The organism is Brevibacillus migulae (genome assembly GCF_004521915.1).
Lineage (GTDB): Bacteria > Bacillota > Bacilli > Brevibacillales > Brevibacillaceae > Brevibacillus_F > Brevibacillus_F migulae.
Window position 1 is genome coordinate 218,127 of record NZ_SDKD01000002.1, and the last position, 26,898, is coordinate 245,024.

The 26,898-nt window shown below is 50.0% G+C and carries 29 protein-coding genes and 1 other annotated feature; of the genes, 22 read left to right on the forward strand and 7 right to left on the reverse strand.

Going from position 1 to position 26,898, the window contains the following annotated elements; all coding sequences use genetic code 11:
- Positions 1-31 precede the first annotated feature (31 nt).
- Genes EIZ37_RS03180 through nadE form a run of 5 tightly spaced genes read left to right on the forward strand, consistent with a single transcriptional unit; the run spans position 32 to position 4,368 of the window.
- A complete protein-coding gene (locus tag EIZ37_RS03180; RefSeq protein ID WP_134683109.1) occupies positions 32-790 on the forward strand; it encodes an NUDIX domain-containing protein in 759 nt (252 codons plus the stop codon).
- An 11-nt stretch (positions 791-801) separates the two neighbouring features.
- Positions 802-1,356 (forward strand): cysteine hydrolase family protein, encoded by a 555-nt coding sequence (locus EIZ37_RS03185; protein WP_134683110.1) that lies wholly within the window; start codon positions 802-804, stop codon positions 1,354-1,356.
- 27 nt (positions 1,357-1,383) lie between these two features.
- Entirely contained in the window at positions 1,384-2,856 is a 1,473-nt protein-coding gene (locus EIZ37_RS03190) for a nicotinate phosphoribosyltransferase (protein ID WP_134683111.1), read from the forward strand.
- Positions 2,857-2,877: 21 nt separating this feature from the next.
- Entirely contained in the window at positions 2,878-3,525 is a 648-nt protein-coding gene (nadD, locus tag EIZ37_RS03195) for a nicotinate (nicotinamide) nucleotide adenylyltransferase (RefSeq protein ID WP_134683112.1), read from the forward strand.
- A gap of 6 nt (positions 3,526-3,531) precedes the next feature.
- On the forward strand, positions 3,532-4,368 hold the full coding sequence (nadE, locus tag EIZ37_RS03200; RefSeq protein ID WP_167568652.1) for an ammonia-dependent NAD(+) synthetase: 837 nt from the start codon (positions 3,532-3,534) through the stop codon (positions 4,366-4,368).
- Positions 4,369-4,412: 44 nt separating this feature from the next.
- Here the strand turns inward: nadE and EIZ37_RS03205 are convergent, their stop codons facing one another.
- A complete protein-coding gene (locus EIZ37_RS03205; protein ID WP_134683114.1) occupies positions 4,413-4,919 on the reverse strand; it encodes a molybdopterin-binding protein in 507 nt (168 codons plus the stop codon).
- Between the two features lie 116 nt (positions 4,920-5,035).
- Between EIZ37_RS03205 and glsA the strand changes: the two genes are divergently transcribed.
- Positions 5,036-5,992, forward strand: coding sequence for a glutaminase A (glsA, locus tag EIZ37_RS03210; protein ID WP_134683115.1), 957 nt, complete (start codon positions 5,036-5,038; stop codon positions 5,990-5,992).
- A gap of 107 nt (positions 5,993-6,099) precedes the next feature.
- Entirely contained in the window at positions 6,100-6,390 is a 291-nt protein-coding gene (locus EIZ37_RS03215; RefSeq protein ID WP_134683116.1) for a YlaN family protein, read from the forward strand.
- Between the two features lie 18 nt (positions 6,391-6,408).
- Here EIZ37_RS03215 and cax read toward each other — a convergent pair whose 3' ends face one another.
- Positions 6,409-7,452 (reverse strand): calcium/proton exchanger, encoded by a 1,044-nt coding sequence (gene cax, locus EIZ37_RS03220; RefSeq protein WP_134683117.1) that lies wholly within the window; start codon positions 7,450-7,452, stop codon positions 6,409-6,411.
- 179 nt (positions 7,453-7,631) lie between these two features.
- On the opposite strand from cax, the gene EIZ37_RS03225 reads away from it, so the two are divergent.
- Positions 7,632-7,886 (forward strand): hypothetical protein, encoded by a 255-nt coding sequence (locus EIZ37_RS03225; RefSeq protein ID WP_134683118.1) that lies wholly within the window; start codon positions 7,632-7,634, stop codon positions 7,884-7,886.
- A gap of 59 nt (positions 7,887-7,945) precedes the next feature.
- Here EIZ37_RS03225 and sleB read toward each other — a convergent pair whose 3' ends face one another.
- Entirely contained in the window at positions 7,946-8,695 is a 750-nt protein-coding gene (sleB, locus tag EIZ37_RS03230) for a spore cortex-lytic enzyme (RefSeq protein WP_134683119.1), read from the reverse strand.
- 127 nt (positions 8,696-8,822) lie between these two features.
- Between sleB and EIZ37_RS03235 the strand changes: the two genes are divergently transcribed.
- Positions 8,823-10,460 (forward strand): thiamine pyrophosphate-binding protein, encoded by a 1,638-nt coding sequence (locus tag EIZ37_RS03235; protein ID WP_134683120.1) that lies wholly within the window; start codon positions 8,823-8,825, stop codon positions 10,458-10,460.
- Between the two features lie 93 nt (positions 10,461-10,553).
- Positions 10,554-10,892 (forward strand): Asp23/Gls24 family envelope stress response protein, encoded by a 339-nt coding sequence (locus EIZ37_RS03240; protein ID WP_134683121.1) that lies wholly within the window; start codon positions 10,554-10,556, stop codon positions 10,890-10,892.
- Between the two features lie 83 nt (positions 10,893-10,975).
- Here the strand turns inward: EIZ37_RS03240 and ftsW are convergent, their stop codons facing one another.
- Both ftsW and EIZ37_RS03250 read right to left on the reverse strand, forming a co-directional pair.
- On the reverse strand, positions 10,976-12,121 hold the full coding sequence (gene ftsW / locus EIZ37_RS03245) for a putative lipid II flippase FtsW (RefSeq protein ID WP_134683122.1): 1,146 nt from the start codon (positions 12,119-12,121) through the stop codon (positions 10,976-10,978).
- A gap of 88 nt (positions 12,122-12,209) precedes the next feature.
- Complete coding sequence (locus EIZ37_RS03250) at positions 12,210-12,560, reverse strand: YugN family protein (RefSeq protein WP_134683123.1); 351 nt, start codon at positions 12,558-12,560, stop codon at positions 12,210-12,212.
- 187 nt (positions 12,561-12,747) lie between these two features.
- Between EIZ37_RS03250 and EIZ37_RS03255 the strand changes: the two genes are divergently transcribed.
- From EIZ37_RS03255 to EIZ37_RS03270, 4 genes are all read left to right on the forward strand, one after another.
- A complete protein-coding gene (locus EIZ37_RS03255; RefSeq protein ID WP_134683124.1) occupies positions 12,748-13,191 on the forward strand; it encodes a CBS domain-containing protein in 444 nt (147 codons plus the stop codon).
- A 126-nt stretch (positions 13,192-13,317) separates the two neighbouring features.
- Positions 13,318-14,361, forward strand: coding sequence for a MerR family transcriptional regulator (locus EIZ37_RS03260; RefSeq protein WP_134683125.1), 1,044 nt, complete (start codon positions 13,318-13,320; stop codon positions 14,359-14,361).
- Between the two features lie 352 nt (positions 14,362-14,713).
- On the forward strand, positions 14,714-15,409 hold the full coding sequence (locus EIZ37_RS03265; protein ID WP_235827877.1) for a thermonuclease family protein: 696 nt from the start codon (positions 14,714-14,716) through the stop codon (positions 15,407-15,409).
- 46 nt (positions 15,410-15,455) lie between these two features.
- Positions 15,456-15,884, forward strand: a complete 429-nt coding sequence (locus EIZ37_RS03270) for a hypothetical protein (RefSeq protein WP_134683127.1) — start codon at positions 15,456-15,458, stop codon at positions 15,882-15,884.
- Between the two features lie 155 nt (positions 15,885-16,039).
- Here EIZ37_RS03270 and EIZ37_RS03275 read toward each other — a convergent pair whose 3' ends face one another.
- Complete coding sequence (locus EIZ37_RS03275; protein ID WP_134683128.1) at positions 16,040-16,462, reverse strand: protease complex subunit PrcB family protein; 423 nt, start codon at positions 16,460-16,462, stop codon at positions 16,040-16,042.
- A gap of 50 nt (positions 16,463-16,512) precedes the next feature.
- Here EIZ37_RS03275 and EIZ37_RS03280 point away from each other — a divergent pair, with 50 nt between their 5' ends.
- The 8 genes from EIZ37_RS03280 to mgrA all read left to right on the forward strand — a co-directional run bounded on the left by EIZ37_RS03280 (position 16,513) and on the right by mgrA (position 24,514).
- Positions 16,513-18,423: a hypothetical protein gene (locus EIZ37_RS03280; RefSeq protein WP_134683129.1), complete on the forward strand. Its 1,911-nt coding sequence runs from the start codon at positions 16,513-16,515 to the stop codon at positions 18,421-18,423.
- A gap of 535 nt (positions 18,424-18,958) precedes the next feature.
- Positions 18,959-19,420, forward strand: coding sequence for a YlbF family regulator (locus EIZ37_RS03285; protein WP_134683309.1), 462 nt, complete (start codon positions 18,959-18,961; stop codon positions 19,418-19,420).
- Between the two features lie 50 nt (positions 19,421-19,470).
- Positions 19,471-19,821, forward strand: a complete 351-nt coding sequence (locus EIZ37_RS03290; protein ID WP_134683130.1) for a YlbG family protein — start codon at positions 19,471-19,473, stop codon at positions 19,819-19,821.
- 131 nt (positions 19,822-19,952) lie between these two features.
- Positions 19,953-20,717, forward strand: coding sequence for a LamB/YcsF family protein (locus tag EIZ37_RS03295; protein WP_134683131.1), 765 nt, complete (start codon positions 19,953-19,955; stop codon positions 20,715-20,717).
- Positions 20,718-20,862: 145 nt separating this feature from the next.
- Entirely contained in the window at positions 20,863-22,716 is a 1,854-nt protein-coding gene (locus EIZ37_RS03300) for a stalk domain-containing protein (protein ID WP_134683132.1), read from the forward strand.
- A 206-nt stretch (positions 22,717-22,922) separates the two neighbouring features.
- The gene (locus tag EIZ37_RS03305; protein WP_134683133.1) at positions 22,923-23,084 is read left to right on the forward strand and encodes a YqzE family protein; all 162 of its coding nucleotides are present in this window, start codon (positions 22,923-22,925) and stop codon (positions 23,082-23,084) included.
- Between the two features lie 26 nt (positions 23,085-23,110).
- Positions 23,111-23,365 carry a YkuS family protein gene (locus EIZ37_RS03310; protein WP_134683134.1) on the forward strand — a complete coding sequence of 85 codons (255 nt, stop codon included), beginning with the start codon at positions 23,111-23,113 and terminating at the stop codon, positions 23,363-23,365.
- 141 nt (positions 23,366-23,506) lie between these two features.
- Positions 23,507-24,514, forward strand: a complete 1,008-nt coding sequence (mgrA, locus tag EIZ37_RS03315; RefSeq protein ID WP_134683135.1) for an L-glyceraldehyde 3-phosphate reductase — start codon at positions 23,507-23,509, stop codon at positions 24,512-24,514.
- 66 nt (positions 24,515-24,580) lie between these two features.
- Here the strand turns inward: mgrA and EIZ37_RS03320 are convergent, their stop codons facing one another.
- The gene (locus EIZ37_RS03320) at positions 24,581-26,443 is read right to left on the reverse strand and encodes an arginine--tRNA ligase (protein WP_134683136.1); all 1,863 of its coding nucleotides are present in this window, start codon (positions 26,441-26,443) and stop codon (positions 24,581-24,583) included.
- 81 nt (positions 26,444-26,524) lie between these two features.
- Positions 26,525-26,742 (reverse strand) — a binding site (T-box leader).
- Positions 26,743-26,898: the final 156 nt, after the last annotated feature.

A 26,898-nucleotide genomic window follows, 5' to 3' on the forward strand; every position in this document is an offset into this window, starting at 1 on the left:
TAATTGCTGTGTTCGAAAGAGGTGGTAAGCCATGGAGTCATCAATCCCTAATCAGACACCAATCAAAAAATATCGTACGCCAGATGGCTACACCAGTGATATTGCTGTATTCACAATTGTGAATGATGAGAAGCCGACGCTCAAACTCATGCTAATCAAGCGAACCGAGCTGAATGCAGAAGGCGAGCCCAATGTGGAAGGAGGCAAATGGGCACTTCCGGGCGGATTCGTTCAGCCGCATGAAACCGCTTATGAAGCTGCCTTGCGCGAACTGAAGGAGGAGACAGGCGTCGATGGGTTTCACGTCAAGCACTTTGGCGTATTCGACAAGCCTGGGCGGGACCCGCGAGGATGGATTATATCCAACGCGCATTATGCCATTGTTCCGAATGATTACTTGGAAGCCAGACAGGCAGCCGATGATGCTCAAGAAGTAGAATTGTTTTCCGTTGACCAGGTATGTCAGCTCTCGCTTGCCTTTGATCATCGTGAAATCATTGAGGAAGCCATGGAATGGATCAAGCGGGACATGGTACAGACGACGCTGGCACGAAGCTTTCTGCCGCCTGAATTCACGATATCGGAACTGCAAAGCGTCATTCTGGCAGTTGTCCAGGACCCGCAAGTGGAAAGCAAGCCTGCCTTTTTTGCCAAGGCGCAGAAGTTGCCTTTTATCGAGGTCGTCCTGGAGAAGGATGGCCAGGCAAAAACGACCCAACGCAATTCGTCACGGCCGGCTAAGCTGTATCGATTTAATGACTATGAGTTGGTCAAGTCCATTTACCGGTAGGAAAAAGGAGGATGTTTACGATGAAAGCGCTGATTAACATTGATTATACCTTTGATTTTGTTGCGGATGCAGGGGCTCTGACCTGCGGAAAGCCGGGGCAGGCGATTGAAGAGGAGATTGTCCGCTTGACGAGTGAAGCGATTCAACAAGGTGATTATGTCGTGTTTGCTGTAGACATTCATCATGAAAATGATCCCTATCATCCGGAGACGAAGCTGTTCCCGCCGCATAACATTGCCCGTACAGCCGGAAGGGATCTGTATGGGCAATTGCAGCAAGTCTACGAACAGCATAAGGACAAAGAAAATGTGTACTACATGGATAAGACACGCTACAGTGCCTTTGCAGGGACCGATCTGGAAATAAGACTGCGGGAACGCGGCATCACCGAGGTCCATTTGGTAGGCGTGTGCACCGATATTTGCGTGCTGCATACCGCGGTAGATGCGTACAACCGAGGCTTTTCGATCGTAATCCACGAAAAAGCAGTCGCCAGCTTCAATCAGGCTGGACATGAATGGGCGCTTGGACACTTTACAGGATGCTTGGGAGCAACTGTGCTATAATTTGGAAAAAGAGAGAGGCTGACCACAATGACTCGATACAAAGATGATAGCTTGGCGTTGCATACCGATCTGTATCAGATCAATATGGCGCAAACCTATTGGGAAGATCAGATGCACAACCGCCGAGCCGTGTTTGAAGTGTTTTTCCGCAAGCTTCCTTTTGGCAATGGCTATGCCTTGTTTGCCGGATTGGAAAGGGTCGTCGACTATTTGCGGAGCTTCTCCTTCACCGAGAGCGATATCGCTTACCTGCGGGATGAACTAGGGTACGACGAGGCATTCCTGGAGTACTTGAGCGGCATGCGCTTTACCGGGACGATCCGATCGATGCGCGAGGGGGAGATGGTGTTTGCCAATGAACCCATCTTGCGGATCGAGGCACCGCTTGCCGAAGCGCAATTGATCGAGACGGCGATCCTCAATATCATCAATTTCCAAACGCTGATTGCAACCAAAGCTTCCCGCGTCAAACAAGTGGCAGGAGACGCTCCGGTGATGGAATTTGGAACGCGGCGGGCCCACGAGGTGGACGCGGCGCTGTGGGGGACGCGCGCAGCGGTGATAGGCGGCTTTGAATCCACCAGCAACGTACGCGCCGGGAAACGATTCGGCCTGAAAGTATCCGGCACCCACGCCCACGCGCTGGTGCAGGCATACCGAGATGAATATCGGGCTTTCACCCAATACGCCATGTCCCAGAAAAAGCATGGCAAGGCATGTGTCTTTCTGGTAGATACGTACGATACGCTGCGCTCCGGCATCCCGAATGCGATCCGGGTCGTGAAGGAGCTGGACATCGCCCATCTGTTTGCGGGGATTCGGCTTGATAGCGGCGACATGGCCTATCTGTCGAAGGAAGCGCGCAAGCTTTTGGATGAAGCGGGGTATACAGAGGCCAAAATTTTTGCTTCCAATGACCTAGATGAATACACGATTCTGAATCTGAAAGCACAGGGAGCCAAAATCGATGCATGGGGAGTCGGAACAAAAGCTATTACCGCCTATGATCAGCCTGCCTTGGGAGCGGTGTATAAACTGGTGTCCATCGAAAACGATCAGGGTGAAATGGTAGACACGATCAAAATCTCCGCCAATCCGGAAAAGGTAACAACGCCGGGACTAAAGCGGGTTTATCGGATCATCAACCAGATGAATCATCATTCGGAAGGCGACTATATCGCGATGGAAGATGAAAATCCGCAAGAGGAAGAGAAATTGAAAATGTTTCACCCGATCCATACGTTTATCAGCAAGTTTGTCACGGATTTTGAAGCGAGAGAGCTGCACCATGACGTGATTGTGGACGGCCGGGTCGTCTACGATTTTCCGGATGTATACGAGATTCAGGCGTTCGCCAAACAAAATTTAAATCTCCTATGGGAAGAATACAAGCGCACGATGAATCCGGAGGAATATCCGGTCGACCTCAGCCAGAAATGCTGGGATAATAAGATGAAAAATATGGAAGAGGTACGCAAGCAGGTGGCCAAGCGTAAATAGGCCGATGCTGGGGGGCAGGGTATGAGGAAGATCGGAATTTACGGATCATCATTTGATCCAATCACGAATGTGCATCTCTGGACGGCGAGTACCATCGCGCATCGCGCCAAGCTGGATCTGGTGATATTTCTGCCGTGCTCGGATAAGCGGACGGATAAAGAGCTGCAGACCGGCAAGGAGCACCGGTGGAACATGCTGCAGCTGGCCATTCAAGATCATCCGAAGTTTTGTGCAGACCGCTACGAGATGGATAACGTGGACGGGACGTATTATACGGCAAACACCATGCGCTACTTTAAGCAAAAATTTCCTGAGGACGATCTGTATTTTATTATGGGTGCTGATCTGCTATATGATATCGATCACCCGTCAGACCCATCGCGCAGATGGAAGCATCGGGAAGAGCTGATTGCCGAAAACAAATTCATCGTCATGGCGCGTGAAGGCATCGATATGCTCAAAGCCATCTCGCAAAGCCCTTTATTGCGCAACCATGACGATGGCACGCGCTTTCACCTGATCGACAAAGGCTTGGCGATGGAGATCAGCTCCACCTATATCCGGGAAGAGTTTGCGCGCGGGGGCGAACCTCGTTATTTACTCCCGGATACCTGCTACCATTACATTCGGGAGCATCGGTTATACCAATCTGCATTGGATAGGAGATAGATGGATATGATCACAGATTTACAGCGTGAAATCATTGAAGCATTGCGAGTAAAGCCGGTTATCGATCCGCAAGAGGAAATCCGCCGTTCTGTTGACTATTTGAAAGAATATTTGCTGGCTCATCCGTTTCTGGAATCGATGGTGCTTGGCTTGTCAGGCGGGCAGGATTCCACACTGACAGGCAAGCTTGCGCAAATCGCCGTCGATGAGCTGAACGCCGAGACGGGATCGAATAAATACAAGTTTATCGCTGTGCGTTTGCCCTACGGCGTGCAGCGGGATGAGGACGATTGCCAGGACGCGATCAAGTTCATCCAGCCTAGTCTGGTCGTGACGGTGAATATCAAAGCGGCTGTGGATGCCAGTGTGAAGACGATGGAAGAGGCGACTGGGCAACCGGTTTCTGACTTTCTGAAGGGAAATGAAAAGGCCCGTGAGCGGATGAAAGCCCAGTATACACTGGCAGGTATGTACAAAGGCGTTGTGCTGGGGACGGATCATGCTGCGGAGGCCATTACCGGTTTCTTTACGAAGTTTGGCGATGGCGCCTGCGATATCGCCCCGATCTATCGCTTGAACAAGCGGCAGGGAAAACAGCTTTTGCAGCTGCTTGGCTGCCCTGAGCATCTGTACCGCAAAGCCCCGACAGCGGATCTGGAGGAAAACAAGCCGCAGCTCCCCGACGAGGTAGCGCTTGGCGTCACGTACGAGGAGATCGATGATTATCTCGAAGGCAAAGAAGTAAAGGATGAAAGCAGACAAAAAATTGAGAACTGGTATTTGAAGACAGAGCATAAGCGTCGTCCGGTGCTGACCGTTTTTGAAAATTGGTGGAAATCATAAAAAAAGGGAGGGAGTCTCAGCCAAAGCTGATTCTCCGTCCCTTTTTATGCATGTTCCAGAAACTCAAAAGCCACAATATGATCGATGGCCGGCTTTTTTTCCCTCCACATTTCCGGTAAATAGAAGAGGGCAGGACCGCCTTCCCGAATCGGTTTCCCCTCCTTGGCGAACTGTAAAAATGCACGTTTCGCGTCAGCAAGCGGCAGTGTGATTGGTTCGCCATGTTCGCGCCAAATGCGCATGCTCGTCACAGATGGGGCTGGCTGTGCGTTTTCGATGAACGGGGCAAGCCGCATCCCGTAGTCACCTTGCAGGGCCTTTCGCTGCTCGATCATGCTTTTTTTCTCGGATGGGGGTGTGGCTCCTTCTTTCAATTCTTTATCCCATTGGGAACCGGTACCTTCCAAGTTATCATTCACGTCGAAAATATCCTGCAATTCCTCACCTTGATAGGTTTGCAGATCAAATTTGCGCTCATCGAAAATCCAGACACTGGGGTCCAGTGTTATCGCAAAGGAGACTGCTCCTTTAAATAAAATGGTATCAGCCATGCTTGATTCCTCCCTTTCCAAACGATGCCAGTCCTATTGTACTGTACCTGTGCGGACACCGCAAACGAAAAGTCAGAACCAAGTGCACCAAAGACGATATGAGAAGGCGGACTGCGATGACCGGAATCGAGACGAAACAACACATTCAACAGCGCTATCAAGAACAGCTGGAGCAAGCGGTGATTCTAGCTTCCCGGCATGTGAAAGAAGGCAAAGTAGCCAGCTATATCCCGGAATTAGCCAAAAGCGATCCGAACCACCTGAGTGCAGCCGTCGTGCTCATGGATGGCAGCGTGATTGCAGCAGGGAATACGCAAACTCGCTTTACCCTGCAAAGCATTGCCAAGCTCTTTTCACTCGCCATCGCATTGGCTGATCACGGATGTGAATATGTGTTTTCGCGAGTGGGGATGGAACCGACCGGAGATCCATTCAATTCAATCATGAAACTGGAGGCGATTAAGCCGCACAAGCCGCTGAATCCGATGATTAATGCCGGGGCAATCGTTGTATGCGATATGGTCAAGGGCAATGGCTGTGAAGAAAGAACGGAGCGGATTCTTTCCCTGCTGCGTAAAATGACGGGGAATCCAGAGATTTGTGTGAATCATGCCGTCTATCTTTCGGAAAAAAATTCTGCCAATCGAAATCGCGCTCTTGCCTATTTCATGAAGGACAGCGGAGTGTTGACAGGCGATGTCGAGGATACGCTCGATTTTTACTTTCGCCATTGCTCGATCGAGGTCAATACCCAAGATGTGGCATGGATGGCCAGTGTATTGGCAGCGGACGGCGCTCATCCCGTAACGGGTGAAAGACTGATAGATGAAAGGATTGCGGGGATCTGCAAGACCTTCATGGTGACATGCGGGATGTACAATGCCTCTGGTGAATTTGCCATCCAGGTAGGTATCCCGGCGAAAAGCGGGGTGGCGGGAGGAATCATGGCAACGGTCCCAATGCAGATGGGGATCGGCGTCTACAGCCCCGGCCTCGATGAAAAAGGAAACTCGCTGGCAGGGGTAAAATTGCTTCAAGAGCTGTCCAATCTGTGGAATCTCAGCATTTTTTAACGGTTCGTACATATCGAATTGCAGCTAGGCAGGTCACTTCCTCTTTTCAAATAGGCGACAATCGCGTACTATGGAAGATAAGGATGTGGCAAACGGAGGGATAGGTTTTGGCAGAATTAAGTATTCCCGACTTGGAAAATAAGGCACTAGCATTGTTGCGAGCCGATGCGGATAAGATATACAAGCTGATTGATGTACAGATGGAAAACCTCACCATGCCGCAATGTCCATTGTATGAAGAGGTGCTGGATACACAGATGTTCGGCCTCTCCCGTGAAGTGGAATTTGCTGTGAGATTAGGGTTGATCGAAGATGAGGTTGGTCGGGATATTCTCGATGAGCTTGAACGCAAGCTGGCTGAATTATATGAGAAACAAAAACAAGCAAGCGAGGGATAATCAATCCCTCGCTTTTCTTTATGCAAAAAAGAATGCGGTACCCAAAATGATATAGACACCTAGAAGCAGCACACCTTCATACCAGTTGGTGGCACCATCCCGGGAAATGGAGATCGTGATAAAGGTAGCTACCGCTATCGCTGCAAGCTCGTAGGTTGTAAACACGATGTTCATCGGATTGCCGAAGAGCAGGCTGATCAGGACAAGCGTTGGAGCTACGAAGAGAGCAATCTGCAAGCTGGAACCGATGGCGATTTCCACGGCAGCACCGATGCGCCCTTTCATCGCCAGCAGAAGCGCTGCACTGTGCTCGGCAGCGTTACCAATGATCGCGATCACGAATGCCCCGACGAAAAGCTCAGATAAACCCAGATCGTGCGAAACTTTTTCCACGCTATGTACCAGCCATTCGGAAACAAAAGCCACACAGATCGTTGACAATGTCAACATGAGGATCGATACGCCCTTGGACCAGGTGGCTTCTGTATCATGCGGCTCGATATCCGAGAGAAACTCTTTATGCGTCATCATGGAGAAAATGAGCCAGAGAATATAGGCGATGATCAAAATGACAGCGATCACGACGCTTAATGTATTAATCTTCGGCGTCTCCAATCCCTGCATGAAAACGGCGGGGATAAACAGAGCCACCAGTGCCAGCATCATCAGGGAAGAGTTGTGTCCGGCCAGGCGCCCGTTAAAGGTCTGTTCCTTGAATTTGAGTCCTCCGCACAGAACGCTCAAGCCGAGAACCAAAAGCATGTTCCCGATAATCGCGCCGGTGATAGAGGCTTTCACCATATCGAAGAGTCCTTCTTTCACAAGGAAAAAGGCGATGATCAACTCAGCGGCATTCCCAAAGGTCGCGTTGAGAAAACCGCCGACACGGTCTCCCGCATAATGGGCCACGCTTTCCGTCGATTTGCCCAGCCATGCTGCCAGTACAACGATAGCAAGGGCAGCGGCGCCAAACTTGAGAAATTCATTGTGAGTAAAAAAGTGGGTATAGGCGGCCAAGATCAAGCTCGCACCGATCAGGGTAAAAAACAAACGCTGATTCAATGAGTTCACCTCAATTACCATTTATTAGCACTTTTAGCATGGTATTTAGTTTACAAAAACAAGCAGAAAATGTCACGTAATTTTCAAGTAAACGAGCAGGGAGTCCCGAAGTCGGAATAGTACAAGCGTCTTAAGACACACTAGAAAGGTAAGAGACTTGTCGTGGAGGTGCACAAACATTGACACAACCATATCTCTGCCCAACCTGTAAATCGAATCGTATGCGTTTTACGATCATTGAACAGACTCCGCATTACGTGCGACTCAATCCGCAGACAGGAGAGGTGGTAACCGAGGTGGCGCAGGAGCAATTGGATGCGTTTCACCAGCCCTACAAAGGCGATTCCTTCCTGGTGCAATGCGGCATTTGCGGCACCACCGAAAGTGAAGAACGTTTTGTCAAGATGGCGCAGCATATGCAAAATCAAAAATAACGAAGGAAGAAGACGGCACGCTTGATCATCCAAGCGTGCCAATTTTTCGTGCGGGTTCTCTATCGGCAGAAGATATGCTTGCCGATTTTTTTGATTTGCGGCCGGCTCCAGATCCAGGCGGATGTGGCGGTATCCGGGTTGAAGTAGTAGATCGCACCGCCGGTTGGATCCCATCCCTTGATCGCATCCTGTACGGCTTTCTTCGATGTCGCGTTGGGCGTGAGCCATATTTGCCCATCCGCTACCGCAGTGAAGGCCCTCGGCTCAAAGATCACGCCTGCCGGAGTATCAGGAAAACCAGGGCTGTGCGTGCGATTCAAAATAACAGCGGCTACGGCTACTTGTCCCACATACGGCTCCCCGCGTGCTTCACCATGAACAGCGTTGGCCATTAAGCGCACATCATTGGACGAATACCCGCCCCTTGCACTCTCGGTTTTGACGGTAGAAGCGTTCCCCGCATTCGCTTTTCCTAAGTCTTCGGCTGTCGGACGGTAATTTTTCGTAGCGTTGTACAGTTTTAGCTTCGTCTTGCTGCCCAGTATGCCATCGACTTTGAGACCAAACTCATATTGGAAGTTGCGGAGTGCGTTGTAGGTACGTGTCGTAAAGCTCCCATTGACAGGCCCGGTGTAGAAGCCAAGGTGCTTCAGGCGATATTGCATCTCCCGCACATCTGCACCGGTTGCCCCTTGTTTCACAATACTTTTGCTGAACGCATCGGTTTCTTGAGGAGCCCCGATGGCGAACACGGCAGCAACGATCAACAAGACGGAAACAAACAGATACATGATTTTTCTCGATTTCATGCCAATGCCTCCTTCAACTGGTCTCATTGGGACTTATTGTGCCCATTTCCGCCATGATGGCTGGTGTAAAATGTTGGCGATTTGAACAAAATGAACCTCAGATAGGATGAAGAATGGGGGCTTACGCATGCAGGCAAAAACAGTCGCGGCTTTTATTACGGAACAGCTTCGGGAATGGGGAATCAGGCGCATATACGGGGTGGCAGGCGATGCCATTTTGCCATGGCTCGATGTCCTCGGAAAACAAATGGATATCCGTTTCATCCAGTGCAGGCATGAAGCGTCTGCCGCGATGATGGCTTCTGCAGAGGCAAAGCTGACAGGAAGGCCGGCTGTATGCACAGCGACAAGCGGACCTGGCTTCGTCAATTTGCTGAACGGATTGGCGGATGCGCACACAGACCATGTTCCGGTCATCGCGATTACCGGCCAAATCGAGAGCTACAAGCTGGGCGGCGGATACAAGCAGTATGTACAGCAGGAAAACATGCTCACACCGATCTCCCATTTCTCTACGGTAGTGGCCGATCCGCGTGCCATCGGAGAGGTTTTGCACAAGGCATACATGACCGCTGCGCAGCAAAAAGGGGTCACCCATCTCGCGGTATGTCAGGACATATGGGCACAAGAAACGAATCATCCGGTGATCTCCGCATTGCCTGCGCTTCACTCGGCGGTGCGGCTGGATCGGACTACGGCCAGCCAAGCGGCGGAAATCGCCCGCAGCGCCCGCAAACCGATGATACTGTGCGGGGTTGGCGCGAGGTCGAGCATTTCGTCTGTCCAACGCTTGGCAGAAAAGCTTGGGGCCGGCATCCTTCTGTCGCTGGGTGCAAAGGGAGCGATTGCAAGCTCGCATCCGCAGGTGTTAGGCGGCTTGGGTGAAGGAGGCAATCATGCAGGGCTGGAGGCGTTGGCCAAGGCTGATTTGCTTATGATTTTTGGCGCCACCTGGTTTCCGCGCTCGTACATCCCTGCTCATGTAACGATCATTCAAATCGATGAAAATCTGTCATCCTTTCATGCGGCAGAAAAGCTGATACCGGTTCGCGGAAATTTGGAGGAAGCCGTTTTATTCCTGGAGGATCGGCTGCAGGCGTATGAACCCGATGAAAACTGGCGCTACGTCATTCATGCCCTTCATCAGGAAGGGATGAAAGAACTCGAGGAAAAGACCGCGCAGACAAACGAAGAGCGGGTCAAGCCGCAGAAGGTCATGACAGCCCTCGACCAGCTGGTGGAGACAGACGCCATTGTCACCCTCGATACAGGGGAGCATACGATATGGTTCAACCGAGCCTTTCGTGCGGAAGGGCAGGTCCCTTTGTTTTCGGGGAAATGGCGGACGATGGGATTTGGGCTGCCAGCTGCGATCGCAGCCAAGCTGACGGCTCCCGATAAGCAGGTCGTAGCCATTGTCGGGGACGGGGGATTAATGATGACCCTCGGTGAGCTGATGACGATGGTCGAATATGATCTGCCAATTACGGTGATTGTCTTGAATAATCATGGACTGGGGCTGGAAGAGGTGAAAATGAAGCGTGCTGGCATGACTCCGTTTGCCACTTCGATGATGAATCCGTCTTTTTTCAAGCTTGCCGAAGCTTGCGGCATACATGCCTATCGCATCAATGATGTGGGCCAATTGGAAGAGGGGCTGCAGACGGCATTACAGGCTGGAAAACCCGCCTTGGTAGAAGTCCAGACCACTCCACCGACCCTTGATCCTTTGAACAAACAGCTGTTGATTCACACCCAAGCCTGATATGCTTATAATGAAAATAGAGAGAACATTGGCGGTGGACCGTACTGCGGCGCAGTCCCGAATGTATCGTAGCCTGACGGAGGAGGGCTTTGCATGGAGGAATGGAATCGAGGGGAAATCCGCGTAGCCGATGGAGTGGTCGCCGTGATTGCGGGATTGGCTGCGCAGGAGGTAACGGGAATTGTCTTGAAGGCGGGCAATCTGTATCAAGATATTGCCAAACGACTTACAGGGGCTCAGCAGTCAGGGAAAAACATCTCGGTCAAGGTGGAGGAAGGAGAGATCACCTTGGAGCTGCGCGTTGGCACGCGTTATGGCACTAAGATTGATCAGGCCTGCCGAGAGTTGCAGAAAAAAGTAAAGGCGGACGTCGAGCATTTGACCGGAATCCCTGTCGTTGCGGTCGATGTCAGGGTGGAATTTTTGGCATGAGGAAAAACAAAAAGAAAAAACGGTCAGAAGCACCGGATCGGGTGACTGACCGTTTTTTCGTGTTTACGGCTTTTAAAACGAATTTACGCATTCGCTGCTGCTTTTTGTTTGCTGACTTCCCTGGAGACACTCAGCAAGATCCCTGTGGAAACCAAAGTGATTAACAGCGAAGAACCGCCGTAGCTGATAAAGGGCAAGGTAACCCCTGTCAAAGGCAATGCCCCCGTTACCCCGCCGATGTTGATCAGGGCTTGCAGGCCGATCATAGAGACAATGCCTACTCCAACCAACGTGGCAAAGGTATCCTTGCAGCGCAAGCAAATCTGCAAGCCGCGCAGGAGAAACAGGATGTACAACAGTAAAAACAGGACGGTTCCGATAAAACCAAGCTCTTCGGCAATGATGGAAAAAATAAAGTCGGTGTGAGCTTCCGGCAAATACAAATATTTCTGCACGCTTTTCCCAAAGCCCACTCCCGAGAGACCGCCATGCGCCAGGGCAAACAAGGATTGCTTCAATTGCCAGCCGGCTCCCATCGGATCGCTCCATGGATCCATGAAGGTCGTCAAACGAGATAAAGCGTGGGAATACAGCGTCACATAGCTTGCCAAAAACAAGCTGCCGATCGGTACGGTCAGCATGAACAGATGGGAGATCCTCGCTCCGCCGCAGATCATGACCAGAGCGGCGGTACCCAGCAGGACTGCTGCCGAACCCAGGTCAGGCTGGATGGCAATCAGCACAAAAAAGATGCCGGTGACCACAAGCGGAGGGATCAAACCGGACTTGAATTGCCGGAACCGGTCGCCTTTTTTGTCAATGATTGCGGCCAAATAAAGGATGATGCCAAGCTTGGCTATCTCGGCAGGCTGGATGCTGGCGCCGCCCAATTTAAACCATGATTGCGCACCTTTTCCTTCCGATCCAACCGCCAGGACGAGCAGGAGCAAGACAAAGCTGCCTACCACGATCCAGCGAAAATTTCGTTTATAAAAAGAAAACGGAATGTTCATGGCAACCAGCATCGCGATAATCCCGAGCACGGCCCACATAATCTGTTTTTTCACAAAGAACAGCTCGTCCCCGTTGCAAATCCCGCAGCCACGGGACGTATAGACGCCCGTATACGCATAAATCGAACTGGCACTAAGCACCATCGTCACGCCGATGCCTAGCAGAAGTGCGGTCAAAATAAGCAGAACAAAATCGGGCACGCCGCGCGTTTTCATGGAGAAAAATCCCTCCTATGGAAAACAGAGAGGGTGTAGCTCCTCTCTGTCTGGTAGTGAGTCCAGTATTCGCCGATCTGAGTGTGACTTACGCGCTCAGATGGGACAGTTTGTCAGCAAGGATTTGCAGCTTTCGTTTTGCGGCTTGCAAAATATGATCTGGAACAGGTGTTTCATATTCCAGTCCATGCGGGAATACCCCTTTGCCCATATAAGGCTCTTCCAGCTTCAGAAGCGTGTGAGGATCCTCCAGCTTGCCTTTCACCGCGTTGCCTTCCACACGCAGGTAGTAAGCGTTTGCCTTATCCTCGAATTTGCAATCGTATGTAGCATGGTTGTAATCCCAGGCCCAGCGGATGAATCCCAATTCAGTCATGACATGATCGAGATCGGAAAGGAATGCTTCTTTGTTGCCGATCCCTGTTTCCTTGATTACCATTTAGTCTTCCTCCTTGAAACTAGGTCGATCTTTCGTATGTACGAAGAACTTTCACTTTCTTATGATAGTAGGTTTTACGATTTAGTGCAATGAATATGTGAGTAAGCGCCGTGGCAATTTCCCATGCATGAAAGCACCGGAGAGAGGAAACAATACGAACGTTCATCAGTAAAGGAGGAGATTCCCCATGGCACAAGTGGAAAACCGCACATTGCGTGAAATCATGACAAAAGATTTGGCGACGGTGACGCTGAAGGATAATGTGTATGAAGTAGCCGTGAAAATGCGCGATTGGAACGTAGGGATCATTCCGGTTGTCGATGAGAAGAACGACGTGATCGGGGTCATTACCGACCGTGACATTGTCATTCGTGGGTTGGCTGAAAAACGTGAAGGCTCTGCGGCCATCAGCGAAGTAATGACCCGCGACATCATTTTGGGGAAACCTGAGATGACAGTAGATGAAGCAGCACGCATCATGGCACAGCATCAAGTGCGCCGTCTGCCGGTAGTTGAAAACGGCAAGCTGGTCGGCATTGTGGCGATCGGTGACATGGCTGTACGCCAAGTGCACCATGATGAAGCGAGCGAGGCCCTGTATGAAATCTCGGAGCCTGCTTCTCGTCACTAATGAGATCGATTCAAACGATCTGGCGAATTCGTCAGGTCGTTTTTTTATGTGTGGATTGACATTCACGTTACGGAAAGGTTTAAGATTAAGGGCAAAACAGGGATTGACAAGGAGAAAGAACCGATCATGCATATTCGGGAAATGGCAAAACGTCTGCAAATCACCCCCCGCGCGATTCGATTTTATGAAGAAAAGGGATTGATCCGACCGCGAAAAGAGGAAAGCTCCGGATACCGTACATTCAGCGAGGAGGATGCATGGCGTCTGCAAACGGTGATTTCCTTGCGTGAGGTGGGGATGCCGATTGAAGACATTAAAGGACTGCTCGAAAGACTCGATCAGGAAGAGGAATCGTTGCTTGCCTATTTGGAGCTGCAGCGCGCTTATATGTATGACCGCTGGATTGAAATGAAAAATGTGATTCATACGACCGAGACGATGATCACCCGTCTGAAGCAGGACAGCCAATTGGCTCCATCCTCTATGTTTGAATTGGCGGAGGCCAACAAACGGTTGCGGCAAACGAGGAAAGATTGGGTGGACCGCTGGAACTTCAACCAGCTAGCCCCCCATTACGATGAGCTTGTGGGTCAAGCGCAGCATGGACTCCCGCATGAGAAATATGAGCAAGTACTGGAGCAGGTTGTGGAGCGTATCGCCCCTGTAAAAGGAGAAAAAGGCTTGGACGCCGGCACGGGTACAGGAAACCTTGCCAAGCGTTTTTGTGATCGCGGCATTGCCATGTGCGCCTTTGACCAGTCGAGGGAAATGCTCAAGCTTTGCAAAGCGAAAAATCCGGCGGTCGAAACGAAGCTGGGGACCTTTTTTGCGATCCCTTATCTGGATCATACGTTTGATTTTGTCGTATCCAGCTACGCTCTGCACCATCTGACCGACGAGCAGAAGCTTTTGGCTTTGAGCGAATTTCAGCGTGTGCTAAAGCCCAAAGGCAGATTGGCGATTGCCGACTTCATGTTTATCAACCATTCCGCCCGTGAAGCGCATGTGGCAAGCTTGCGTGAAGCTGGCTTGGACGAGACCATCCGGGAAATCGAGGACGAATATTACGCAGACCGCAGCGTGCTTCTGCAGGAGCTCACCAGACTCGGATTTTCCACAGAAGCCGAGAAGCTCACTACGTATGTCCATCTTCTTTGTGCCCAGGGATAAGCAAACAGATCCTCTTTTTCGCGATTTTAGGCCCGTCTTCGCATGACATCGGCCGAGGTGTGTGCATAGGCTGTAGCGAGACGGAAAGGAGGATCTCTCATGGGCTTTTTGGATTTTAACCGTGATAACGATGAGCTGATCTGGATCATTATTGTAGTGGTAGTTCTTCTTTTCTTGCTGAATGATCGAGACTGATGGTAGGATAGGGGTAAGCGAAAACGACCTTCATTATCGGGTCGTTTTACTTTTTTTAAAGCGGCTTTTGCGCAAAGCGTGAAAGCAAGCGAAGGGGATGTCCACCATGAAATTACATAGCTGCAAGTCGTTCATTCATTTATGGTGTGTTTTTTTCATGGCACTGCTTGTCCTGGCCGGTTGTGGTGCGAAAGAAGGACTGCAGGCAAATGGAAGCATGGAAACGAACGTCATCCGCGTGGTGGATGGCGATACCTTTGAAATGGAAGGGGGAGAACGCGTCCGCTTGATTGGCGTCGATACGCCGGAAAGCGTGAAGCCGAATACTCCCGTCCAACCGTATGCCAAAGAAGCAAGCTCCTATACCAAGCAGCTGTTGGAAGGCAAAAAGGTACGCTTGCAGTTCGATGTACAGCTTCGTGATAAATATAAGCGTCTGCTGGCGTATGTGTACTTGCCGGATGGTACCTTTGTCAATCGCAAGCTGATCGAGGAAGGGTATGCAAAGACGCTGACCATCCCGCCAAATGTAGCCTTTTCCGAACAATTTGCAGCGGCGATGAAGCAGGCACGTGAGGAAAAACGCGGATTATGGGCGGATGACACAAGCAAAAAGAATGTCAATTCCGCAGGGAAGCCGTCATCCACAAAGAAGAACGCCACCGATCAGGGAGCCAACGGAGAAAAGCGCATCAAAGGGAATATCACGCGAAATGGAGAGAAAATCTACCATACGCCGGATTCGCCGAGCTATGAGCAAACAAAAGCAGAAGTGTGGTTTTCCACCGAGGAGGAAGCACGCGCAGCAGGATTTCGCGCACCAAAACGGTATGGAATAGAAAAACGGAAATAGGGAATGCTACAAAGTGGAAAGAAAGATTCCAAAGGAGTTGTTCCCGATGATTCCAAAAAAGAAATGGCTGAGCCTGTTACCGATGCTTGCCGTTCTTGTCGGTGTAGAGGTATATTTGTATGCACAGCATACCGCCACTGTCACACAGTCGCAGCCCGTCGAGCAGGTGAGCCCAGTAAGCGAAAAAGCCAAGCCCACCTTGCAAGTGAGTCATACGCTGCATGATGGTGATTTGCATCTGCAATTGACCGTGACTTCTTTCCGTTTTTCCTTGGAAAATATGGGGAAGGAAAACCGGGATGGGGAAGGGCATGTTCATCTCTATCTGGATGACAAAAAAGTGGCGAAGATTTTTGACAACAATTACATCTATAAGGATATTCCCAAAGGAAAGCATCAGGTTGTCGTCGAGTTGGCCCATAATAATCACGATTCGTATGGTGTGAAACAGTCGTTTGCCATTGAGGTAAAATAGGCTGGATCATCATAGATGGACACCAAAAAAAGCAGAGGTCCAAGCCTCTGCTTTTCGTCCGTTTTTAGTCGAAAAGAATTTATAAAATTCTCATCGACATTAGAGCAACTAAGCTCCGCCAAAGACTTGGCGTAGCCAAGTTTTTTCTAATCCGATTAGAATTGTACGGATACGTTTGCTTGGGCATCAGGCAGGGCAATGACAATGGTTGGATAGGTCAAGACTTGTGTTACCATATGCCCAGGGGCTGGTTTTTTCACAGCCGTCTGGATGAGCCAGGAACCATCTGCCTGCTTGCGTACGTCTGTAACCGTTAATTGATAGCCCCCGGTTGGCCGTTGACCGGCACTGATGACAATATAGGATTTCCCGTTTTCGTGGATCGTTTTGAAACCGCCTTTTGTGCGGATTTCATTCAATGCCTGCTTGATCGAATCCGAGTAAGGAGCAGGCACGATATCGTAAGCATGGGCCGGAGCTTCTTTTGCAGGTGGGGTCGGATTCTCTTCTCCCATTCCAGCAGCGCCGCCAAACAAAGCTACCGTCATCGATAACAAAATAGAAAAAATGGAGTTCATAAGGATGATCCCTCCGATTCCGTTATGTTTTTTAGTTGAGGTGAAAACAAATGCGTATACACAATGGGCTTTTGATGTTGTCGGAATCCACCAAAGACAAGATGCTGGCGGAGCAAGATCAGCGACTGGGGTTTCGCAGTGAGTTGGATCTGCCGAGTCGGTTGACAGATACAGCCTATGTGGAGCAATTGTGGCAATCCTGTTCGGAGGCGGAGCAGGCTGTGGTTCGTCTGTTTCTTTTGCAGGCTCCCCTTGGTTTTTTTACGAAAAAACAGTGGGACCGTTTTGCTGCCGATCATCAGGTGCGATACGGGATCGGATTGACACGGCTGCGCCGAATCGGCTTTATTCTAACAGTACGTAAGCTATGGAGTGAAGTCGGCTATATCATGCCTCAAGAGATCAGAGAAATCTTGATGGCTGGTCATCAAAGTGATACGTACAAAGAAAATACGCCTGTTTCTGTGATGGAATCTCAAGCGCTCTCTTATTATATCGCATCGGGCAGGGGGATTCATCTGGATCTTTTTGGGCTTTTATTATTTGTCAGGGAGCATGAGATTCCCCTGACCCAAAAGAAATTGATTCATCGCCGGATGCTGCAAAAGCTGGAGCAGCGATTTTCCTTGCAGAATGCTCATGTGGAAGAATGGTTCTACCGCTATTTCTCTCCGGCCATCCACGAAAGCTATCAACCGGAGACCGCGATCATGCTGGATCTGGCTTTACGGATGGGACTTTTGCGTATGGAGGACAATCGGCTACTGCTCGTCGCAGACCGGGTAGACGAATGGCTGGGTCTGCCTGCAGCGATTCGCTGGAGTCGGGAGTGGCAGCTCATCGTGGATACCTACCTTCCTGCCGAGACTTGGCTGGAAGCATTTGCTTATCGGATGAAGAGAATCGAAGGAGAAGGATGGCAAAGTGTAGAGGCTGGTCTTGACCACCTGCGCCAGCTCGGCTTTTCAGTGCCTGATGAAGCCCTGCAATACTTGCTGAATCATTGGCTGCACCCGCTGCTTGGACTAGGCTGGATCCAGCTAGGGGAGCGGGATAACCAGCTTTACTGGAGATGGAATCTGCTTACACGCAGGGCATCGGAGGACGGTTGGTACGTTCAGCCGACAGGACAAATGATTGTACCCCCTCTGGTCTCTTTGCAAAAATTATGGCAGCTCAGTCAGATTGCGAATTTGTCATTTTCAGGAGAATGGATCCAAGCTGAGCTCGATTCCCAGCGCTTGCGCACGTTTCTCTCTCAGGGTTCCAGCTGGGAGCAAGCATACGCCTTTTTGCAGGAAGGCTCTGCCTATCCGATCCCGGAAGAGGTGGCCGAGCTGCTGCGGCGGTGGAGTGAAAAGGCGAAACAAATCCATTTTGAACACGTGATCCGCGTACGCGTCGCCGAGCCGCACATGCTCGAGGAGATGATGGAAATCCCCATGTTGCTCCCTTATTTCGGAGAACGAATCTCCTCTACGGATGTGCTGATCCGGCCTGACACCGAAAAGGAGCTCGCAGCAGCTCTGCGGCGATGCGGGTATGAGGTCATACTGTCGGAAGGCGTGATCCAAAAAAAAGCGAAGCAGCATCAGGAAGCGGAAAGAGAGGCAGTCGGACTCTTTTCGGATCAACGGGAGACAGCCGGCTACCAGGTGGAAAACACGTTTCCGGATCCAGAGGAAAGTCTCGGAGCATTGCGTGCTCTGCCGAAAATGTGGACGAGCCATTATCAGACGTATCATCCGCAAACCTTGCGTGATCTATGCAGACGTGCGGTAGAATTGGGCTTGGAGCTGCGTATCGAACAAAAAAATGGCGAAGAGTGGAAGGGGATTCCACAGCGTCTGGAGGTAGAGATGGGCTACTGGGTGGTCACCATCGATACTGGACGAAAGAAGAAAACATGCAGGCTGGAAGAGATTCACCGCGCCCAAATTGTCCTTCCAGCTTATCTCTAATACGAAACTGCAACAAATTTGTCAATTTCGTGGTACAATAAGAAAAACTTCATAGAAGCTACTCGAGGATGCTGTCGAGTTCTTCTTTAGAGGAAGTTTTTCACGTTGTATCAGGATGAACAGCTTTGACGTTTATACATTCTGATACAATAAGAAAAACTTCATAGAAGCTACTCGAGGATGCTGTCGAGTTCTTCTTTAGAGGAAGTTTTTCACGTTGTATCAGGATGAACAGCTTTGACGTTTATACATTCTGATACAATAAGAAAAACTTCATAGAAGCTACTCGAGGATGCTGTCGAGTTCTTCTTTAGAGGAAGTTTTTCACGTTGTATCAGGATGAACAGCTTTGACGTTTATACATTCTGATACAATAAGAAAAAACTTTATGAGAAGCTGCTCGAAGAAGTTGTCGAGTCCTTCTTTAGAGGAAGTTTTTCACGTTGTATCAGGATGAATAGCTTTGAAGTTTATACTTTCTGATACAATTAGAAAAGGCGTGTTCCTATTCGCCTGAAAGGGGGTCAAGCAAGTGATTGAAACAGTAGAAAGTGTTGATATGGTTGAATTGATCATGGAATCCCATGAATTATCACAAATGATAAATCAATCCAGCGAGGTGGAAGCCTACCTGACAGCGAAAAAGCGCATGGAAGAGGATGCGCAGGCTCAGGAGCTGCTGGCGCTTTTTGAAAAAAAGAAGGAAGCCTATGAAGATGTGCAACGTTTCGGGAAATATCACCCCGACTTCGATAAAATCTCGACAGAAGTTCGTCAGCTGAAGCGATCATTGGAGATGCTTGACACCGTACAAGCATTTAAACGCGCAGAGGACGCTTTGGACAACTTGCTTTATCAAGTGAGCCGCACCATCGCTGATTCTGTCTCCCATACAATCAAGGTCCCAAGCAACAACCCGTTCCTGGAGACAAAAGCAGGCGGATGTGGCACGGGAGGAAGCTGCGGCTGCAGCATCAAGAAAAAGAAAACATCCTGAGGCCAAAGGAACAGATGCATTCGTCAGTGGGAAGGGGATTGTAAAGTAGCATGAGGGATAAACGATTAGGCGTAGCAGTATGGATCAAGCATGCACGCATGGCAAAAAATTTGCGTAAATTCGGCTCGATCCACTACATTTCCAAACGGCTGAACTACGTCTCCATGTATGTGGACGCAGCGGAGATCGATGAAGCCATTCGGGTCATGGAGCGGCTTCCGTTTGTTACCCGCATCGAGCGTTCCCATCGCCATGAAATTCCGGTGGAGTATAATAACGCCAAGCCGGATAAGGCGAAGGAATACGACTACAAGCAAGAAAAAAATCAGCTGATTGCCTTGGCGGATAGCTTGATGGAAAGCGCCCGCGCAAGCAATGCGGAAGTAGGAAGCGTACGTTAGGGAAAAAGCTGCCGGAACTGGCAGCTTTTTCTTTTTCTTACGATACCAACGTGTTATGCTTAAAAGACAAAAACAACCACAAAAATGTATGCGCTTACAAAAAGTTTGATAGCAAAAGGCAGGGGAGTACAATGAGCAGATTGGATATCAATTGTGATTTGGGAGAAGCAACCGGCCGGTTTCGCATGAACGAAGATTTGGGCATCTTAAAATGGATTACCTCTGTGAATGTGGCCTGCGGCCTGCATGCTGGAGATCCCCATAACATTCGCCGGATCTTGGAGGCATCGCTGCAACACGGTGTCATGATTGGTGCTCACCCAGGTTATCCCGATGCGCAAGGGTTTGGACGTCGTTCGATGAATCTTAGCCTGAATGAGGTCTATGATATCGTATTGTATCAAGTATCTGCTCTGCATGGTATGACACGTGCTCTGGGAGGAAGGCTTCATCATGTCAAATTGCATGGAGCCCTTTATAATGAAGCGGCCGAACGTCCCGAATTGGCGGAGGCTGTCGTTCGAGCCATTGCCGATGTAGATGAGGAATTAACCCTGTATGCATTGTCCGGTAGTGCAATCGTGCATGTCGGGTTGGAACACGGCTTGGTCGTTGCGGAGGAGGTCTTCGCGGATCGTGCCTATCTGCCTAATGGGCGATTGGCCCCGCGTGAGCTTGAAGGCAGCGTCCTGATCAGCAAGGAGGAACGGATGGAGCAGGCCAGCCGCTTAGTGCTGGAACAGATGGTTCGTACGGTGGACGGCAGCATGCTCGAATTGGCTGCGGATACACTGTGTGTGCATTGTGAAAACGCGGATGTCATTCCGTTTTTGATGGATCTACATAAATGGGCCAAACAAAATGATGTCGAGATTTCCGCAGTCCCATACGCGTGACGAATGAGAAGCATGGCTGCCTGTTGGTATCCGCTAAGCGGAGCGGGCAGCTTTTTTCATGTAGAAGTTTCTGCATATTTCTACAATGACCATGCGAAATTTGTTACAATGTGTAGAGAAAAGTCTGGCTAGCTAGGGAGTTCGCATGAATACAATCCAGAAAACAAGCATGCTGATTTGCATCACGTTGCTGCTGCTATTCGGAGGAGCAGGAATCGTACTCAAGTGGCCGCAGATCGAGCAATGGTTTGCATCCACTTTTCCGGCAGCATCTCAACCGCAGCAATTAGGAGCGGATCCGTTCGCTTATGACCCGCCGCTGCCTTCCTATGTGAAGGATTTGCACCCGACCTATACGATCAAGGCTTCTTTGCTGACGAATGAAGCGAAAATTAAAGGGAGCATGCAGCTTACCTTTGACAATCCGCAGACGACGGATTTGCGGCTTTTTTTATATGACTATCAGTGGAGTCCGACCGCCATCACATCCATTCGCCACAAAGATCAGTCGCTCTCCTTTCAACGGAAAAACTCGGTGATCGTTTTTCCGAATCGTTTTACGAATGAAAAGCGGACAACCTTGACCATTGATTTTGAAACGAACGTGCCTCGGGGTGGAACGCGCTTTGGCGTTCGTGATGATATTTGGACATTGACCAACTGGTACCCGATGCTGGGCGCCTTGAATCAACAGGGATATTGGTACGAGCCTCCGCAGCGCGGCAGCTTCGGCGATCCATTCGTCTATCATTTTGGCGATTACGATGTGACCTTCTCCTCGCCGGAAGGATACAAATGGGTTACCTCCTGGGGAAAAGGGGAGGAGCGCAAGGTTGCCGATGGACGGCAGGAGCTCCGTTACAAAGCGAAGCACATTTTGAATTTTTCCCTGGTCGGCAGTCCGCTGTATCAAGTGGAGACGATTACCTTTGAGCCGAATCTGCAGGTAGATATCGCATCGACCAGCAAAGAGCAGATCAAACGGATCAAAGCGATTGCCGAAGAAGTGTTTCCGGTATATATCCAGACATTTGGTTCCCTGCCGTATCCGCATGTGGCCATCGCGGAAACGAATACGTTTACGCACGCCATGGAGTATTCCAATCTAGCCATATTCCGCCGCAATTTGTTTGCGGATCATTCGGTCGATCACTGGCTGCCGCATGAGGTCGCTCATTTGTGGTGGTATAACAGTGTCGGTACCCTGGAGGCCTCCTCAGGCTGGGTAGACGAAGGGCTGGTTGAGCTAAGTGTGTATTATTACAACCTAAAGCGGTATGGACAAGCCTCTGCAGACAGTGTCCTGAAAAAGTATCATGCGGAGGCAGAGCAACTGGCGCGGCAATATCCGCAAGGGAAGCTAGCCAAACAGCTGCATCAATTTGCGACCAATGATGAATTTTCCTGGACGTGGTACGCCAAGGGGGCGACCATGTACGATGCCTTGCGCAGACAAATCGGCGATGAAAAATTTGCTGCGTTCCTAAAACGGGTGCAGCGCGATTACCATGGAAAGATCATCGGGCCGGAGCATTTGGATCAGGCGCTGGGACAAACGCTGCGCGGAGAAGCAGCTTACTTTGTCCCGAATATCCAGCGGCCGAACCAAGCTGGACTCTCTCCTGCCTCGGTCGTCTACTACGTGGATACCGTCCTCAATGGCATGAGCTTCTATCCGACCGTTCCCGCACGTGAGCATGGAGGCACGGTCTACCTGCCGCTGCGCGAAGTGATGGAAAAGCTTGGCTATCGGATAGACTGGTCCGAGGAAAAGCAAGCGATCCGATTGCGCGCAGGAGCAAATGATCTGTGGCTCCAGGATGGCAGCAGCCAGGTTCGCTTGGGGGAAAAGACATACCAACTGACCAGGCCGGTCACCGAAATCAAAGATCGGACGATGGTGCCCATGGAGCTTTTTCGGGATGTCCTCCGCTACCGGACGGAATACAATGCGGATTCGCATACGATTTCGATCATGGTCCAAAATAACAAAGAGTAAGGGCTGCAAAAACGGGGGAACTTATTCTCGTGAAACCGATTAGGGACCGTGAACCACTCGGTAAGGGTTGGTGGCGGCCCGCATAATCCGGGTGCATGGATAAAAGTGAAAATTGGATTGGGCATGGTTGAACTATCGCTCTTCCGGAGAGACTAATGGGTGTATGATTCTCCAGGTGCCTGCGCACGAAGGAAGGAGAGAGCGCCATGTCCTTTCAAGATTATCTGAAATACTTGACGAAATGGTTTGTCGAGTACATGGAAACCCCCGTTGAGGAACGGAAAAAACGGAAGCCCCCGAAAGAAGGATGGACCTCGCGCTGGTTTGGCGCGATTCCGATGTCCATAAAACTATTCCTGCGTAAATAATCGCCGAACACACAGGGAGGTAGCGTATGCCGAGAGTTGCTGTAGAAGGCTCATTGACAGCCGTGAGAAAAATGCTTCGCGACAACGGATACGATGTGGTTGATTTGGGAAACTGGCAACAGCTGGTGGATGCGGTCGTCATTACAGGTCAGGATGTCAATTTTATGAGTGACCAGAGCAAACAAATCACAGGAGCACCTGTGATCAATGCGCACGGAATGACGGCGAATGAAGTGTTTCATGAAGTCAATATACGTTGCTCGCCTGATCATCACCGCTAAGAGGCTGTGGTTTCTGGAAGAGCAGCATTCTGCGAATGGAAAAAAGGCACGATTTTCGCTGCCTTTTTTTTATGCCTGAAATCACCATGGTATGCGCCCATGCTCTATAATGAACCTTATATAGAAAAGGAGGCTGGTGGCATGGTGTATGAAGCGCTCGCATCCAGATACGACTCGATGATCTATAACCGTTGCGGGAATAGCGGTGTTAAGCTCCCCGCTATTTCATTAGGGCTTTGGCATAACTTTGGTGGAAGCGACTCCTATGAGAATGGACGGGCGATGCTCCGAAAAGCGTTCGACCTGGGCATTACCCATTTTGACCTGGCTAATAACTACGGCCCCCCTCCTGGTTCAGCAGAAGAAATGTTCGGAAAAATGCTGCATAGCGATTTCCGCCCTTACCGAGACGAGATGATCATCTCCACAAAGGCAGGGTACCGCATGTGGCCCGGGCCATACGGGGAGTGGGGTTCAAAGAAAAATTTGATTGCTAGCCTCGATCAAAGTCTGAAGCGGATGGGTCTTGAGTACGTGGATATTTTTTACCATCATCGGCCGGATCCGGACACGCCGCTGGAGGAGACGATGGCTGCATTGGATCTCATTGTCCGGCAGGGGAAAGCGTTATACGTGGGGATTTCGAATTATAAGCCTGAAGAGACCCGGAAAGCTGCGCAAATCTTAAAAAGATTGGGAACCCCTTGCCTGATTCATCAGCCAAATTACTCCATGATCAACAGATGGATAGAGGGCGGTCTTCAGGATGTATTGGAGGAAGAGGGAATCGGCTCGATAGTCTTTTCACCACTGGAAAAAGGGATATTAACCGACCGTTATCTCCAAGGCATCGCTCCGGACTCCCGTGCTGCGGGTCAAAGCAAATTTTTGCGTCCGGAGGATATTAGTGAGGCACGAGTGGAAATAGCCAGGCAATTGAATCAGCTGGCTGCTGAGAGAGGGCAGAAGCTTTCACAGATGGCATTGGCGTGGGTTTTGCGGGGAGGCAGGGTTACCTCTGCATTAATTGGGGCAAGCAAGGTCTCGCAAATCGAAGACGCTGTTGGCAGCTTGTATCATCTGGAGTTTACAAGCGAAGAACTGACACGAATTGACGAGATCATCATGAAGGCCAACCAATCGCTTTAATCAATCGCGCATCGATACGGGAAGAAAGCCGGGGAGCCACTACACTCACCCGGTTTCTTTTTTCTTTTACATGCGGTTAGGAGCAGGCATACCAAGCACGGATAAGGCATCATTCATTGTTTCTTTGAAGCGCAAGGTCAACCAAAGTCGATACGCTTTCTTCTCATCATGTGCTTTCAAAATGGGGCAGGATGCATAGAAGTTGTTGAACAGGGTTGCGAGCTCAAAAGCGTAGGTGCATATCACGTTTGGCGACAACTCGTTGCTTGCAGTGAAAAGTGTATCCTGCCAGTTCGCCAAATGCCGCAGCAAGGCGTGCTCTGCTTTTTCCATCTCATTGATTTCCCGAGGAGCCTCTGGTTTCAGATTCCATTCATCTTCAGCTCTCCGTAAAATATTGGCGGCGCGGGCATGAGCGTACATCACATATACCCCGGAATTTCCGGTTGTTTCGGTTGCCTGTTGGATATCGAACACGACTTCGGTTGATAAGCTGAAGCGGAGAAGGTAATAACGGATGGCTGCCGCCGCGATACTTCTGCTCGAGAGACCTTGCTTTTCAGAACGTTTGCTTTCGATCGTGCTTTCCATGAGATCAAGCAATTCCGATATCTTGATCCCAATGCCTTGTCTCCCGGACATCGCGTAGGAAGCTTTGCCGTCAGAGGTATCAATCCCTAGCTCCTTTGCAGCAGATGGACTCAGTGAGACCACGCCATAGCTGACATGCCGGAGTTTCTCTGCTTGCTGGGGATAACCTAAAACCGTCAGCGCTTGTTTGACCATCGCTTGCGGATATTCCTGTCGATAGTCGATGACATTGATGACCATATCCGCATTCCCAAAAGAGCGGTCAGTTCCCGCGTGATGGGTTGACCATATGCCCTCTGAAAAGGGCTGATACCGAAAGTCTTTTTGGAGCAATCCAAATTTCCAGAGATGATAAGCAATATCCTTTGCCGTATAGGTCAAAATTCCGTTTGAACGAACCAACACCTTATCGAACTGATGTTCGGCAGCACGATCTTCTTTTTCGGAGGAAGCTTGCTTGAGTACCCAGCATCCTTCCAGCTTTCCGGATGTTTCCTGATAAAAATGGGAGGTCTGTTTCAATAAATGGAAGGCCGCATCCCAAAAGCCTTCTCTGACAATATTGCTTTCCCATACCAGCAAGTCATAGCGGATTCCGAATTCGCCCATTTCAGCGAGATGCTCCCGGACGATGCGCTCTGCGACAAGCAAGCCGAACCAGGATAGATTCTCATTTCCCTCCTCCAGCGCATGCAGGACATTGGTTCTTTGCTCGATGAGCGGCGGATTTTGTTCATATTCCTTATTTACCTGTGAATAAATCTCCCAACAGAAATCGCCAAAACGTGTGTGCTCTTGTTTATGGGGGACATTCCATAGACCGACCACTGTATCCGCTAGCTGATTTCCCAAATCATCAATATAATTATGCACTTCCACGTTGTAGCCGACTCGCTTCAAAAGCCGTACGAGCGTATCGCCAATGCATGAGTTTCGCAAATGCCCGATGTGAGCAGACTTATTTGGGTTGATGGATGTGTGTTCAATGACGACTTTTTCCTTCGAACTCGCAGGCAGACGAAATTCACGCTGCGCCCATTGTCCCCAGTCCACGTGCATATTGATAAAACCAGGAGGGGCTACTTCGATATTTCGAATCAAGCGGTCGATGTGTCCGTCCTGCTCCAGATTCTCTTTCAGCATTTGCGCAATCTGCATGGGTGCCATCCGCAATCGTTTCGCTAGCTGCATGGCGATATTGGTGGAGTAATCGCCATGTTCCATATGAGCTGGTTGTTCGACATTCATGTTCAAGTCATCAGGATATGGGAGGCCGAGCTCGTGAAACAAACGTTTCGTAGACGTTTCGATACCCCTGAGGATCGACTGGCTAATCATGAAAACTCCTCCTTACAATGTTGGTGCAGCACTCGCAAGATAGCGGGGGGTTCCTGCAATCGCAAAAAAGCCTTCATCTCATAAAGAGACGAAGGCTGATGCTTTCGCGGTACCACTCTTGTTGTTAAACTGTTGTTTAACCACTCGATCAGATAACGGTCTTTGCCGTGACTTCCTACTCAATCTTTCAGAAGTCAATCTCATGGGTGCGCTTCACATGCTGACTTTGTACCGGCTCACACCATACCCGGCTCGCTTGAACGTTGCTCAGCAGTTACTATCCCAGTCATTGAATTTGCAGTATTTTCTAAGATAGTATATCCAATTGGGTAGAAAATCAACAGGAAATGGAAAAAAACGCATAGAAAGAAGTCGTCCATACCAGGACTATGAACCCAAGGAATAGGGATAGGTAAATAAAAGCAGCCAGTCCAACACGAATGACGAGTGTTTTG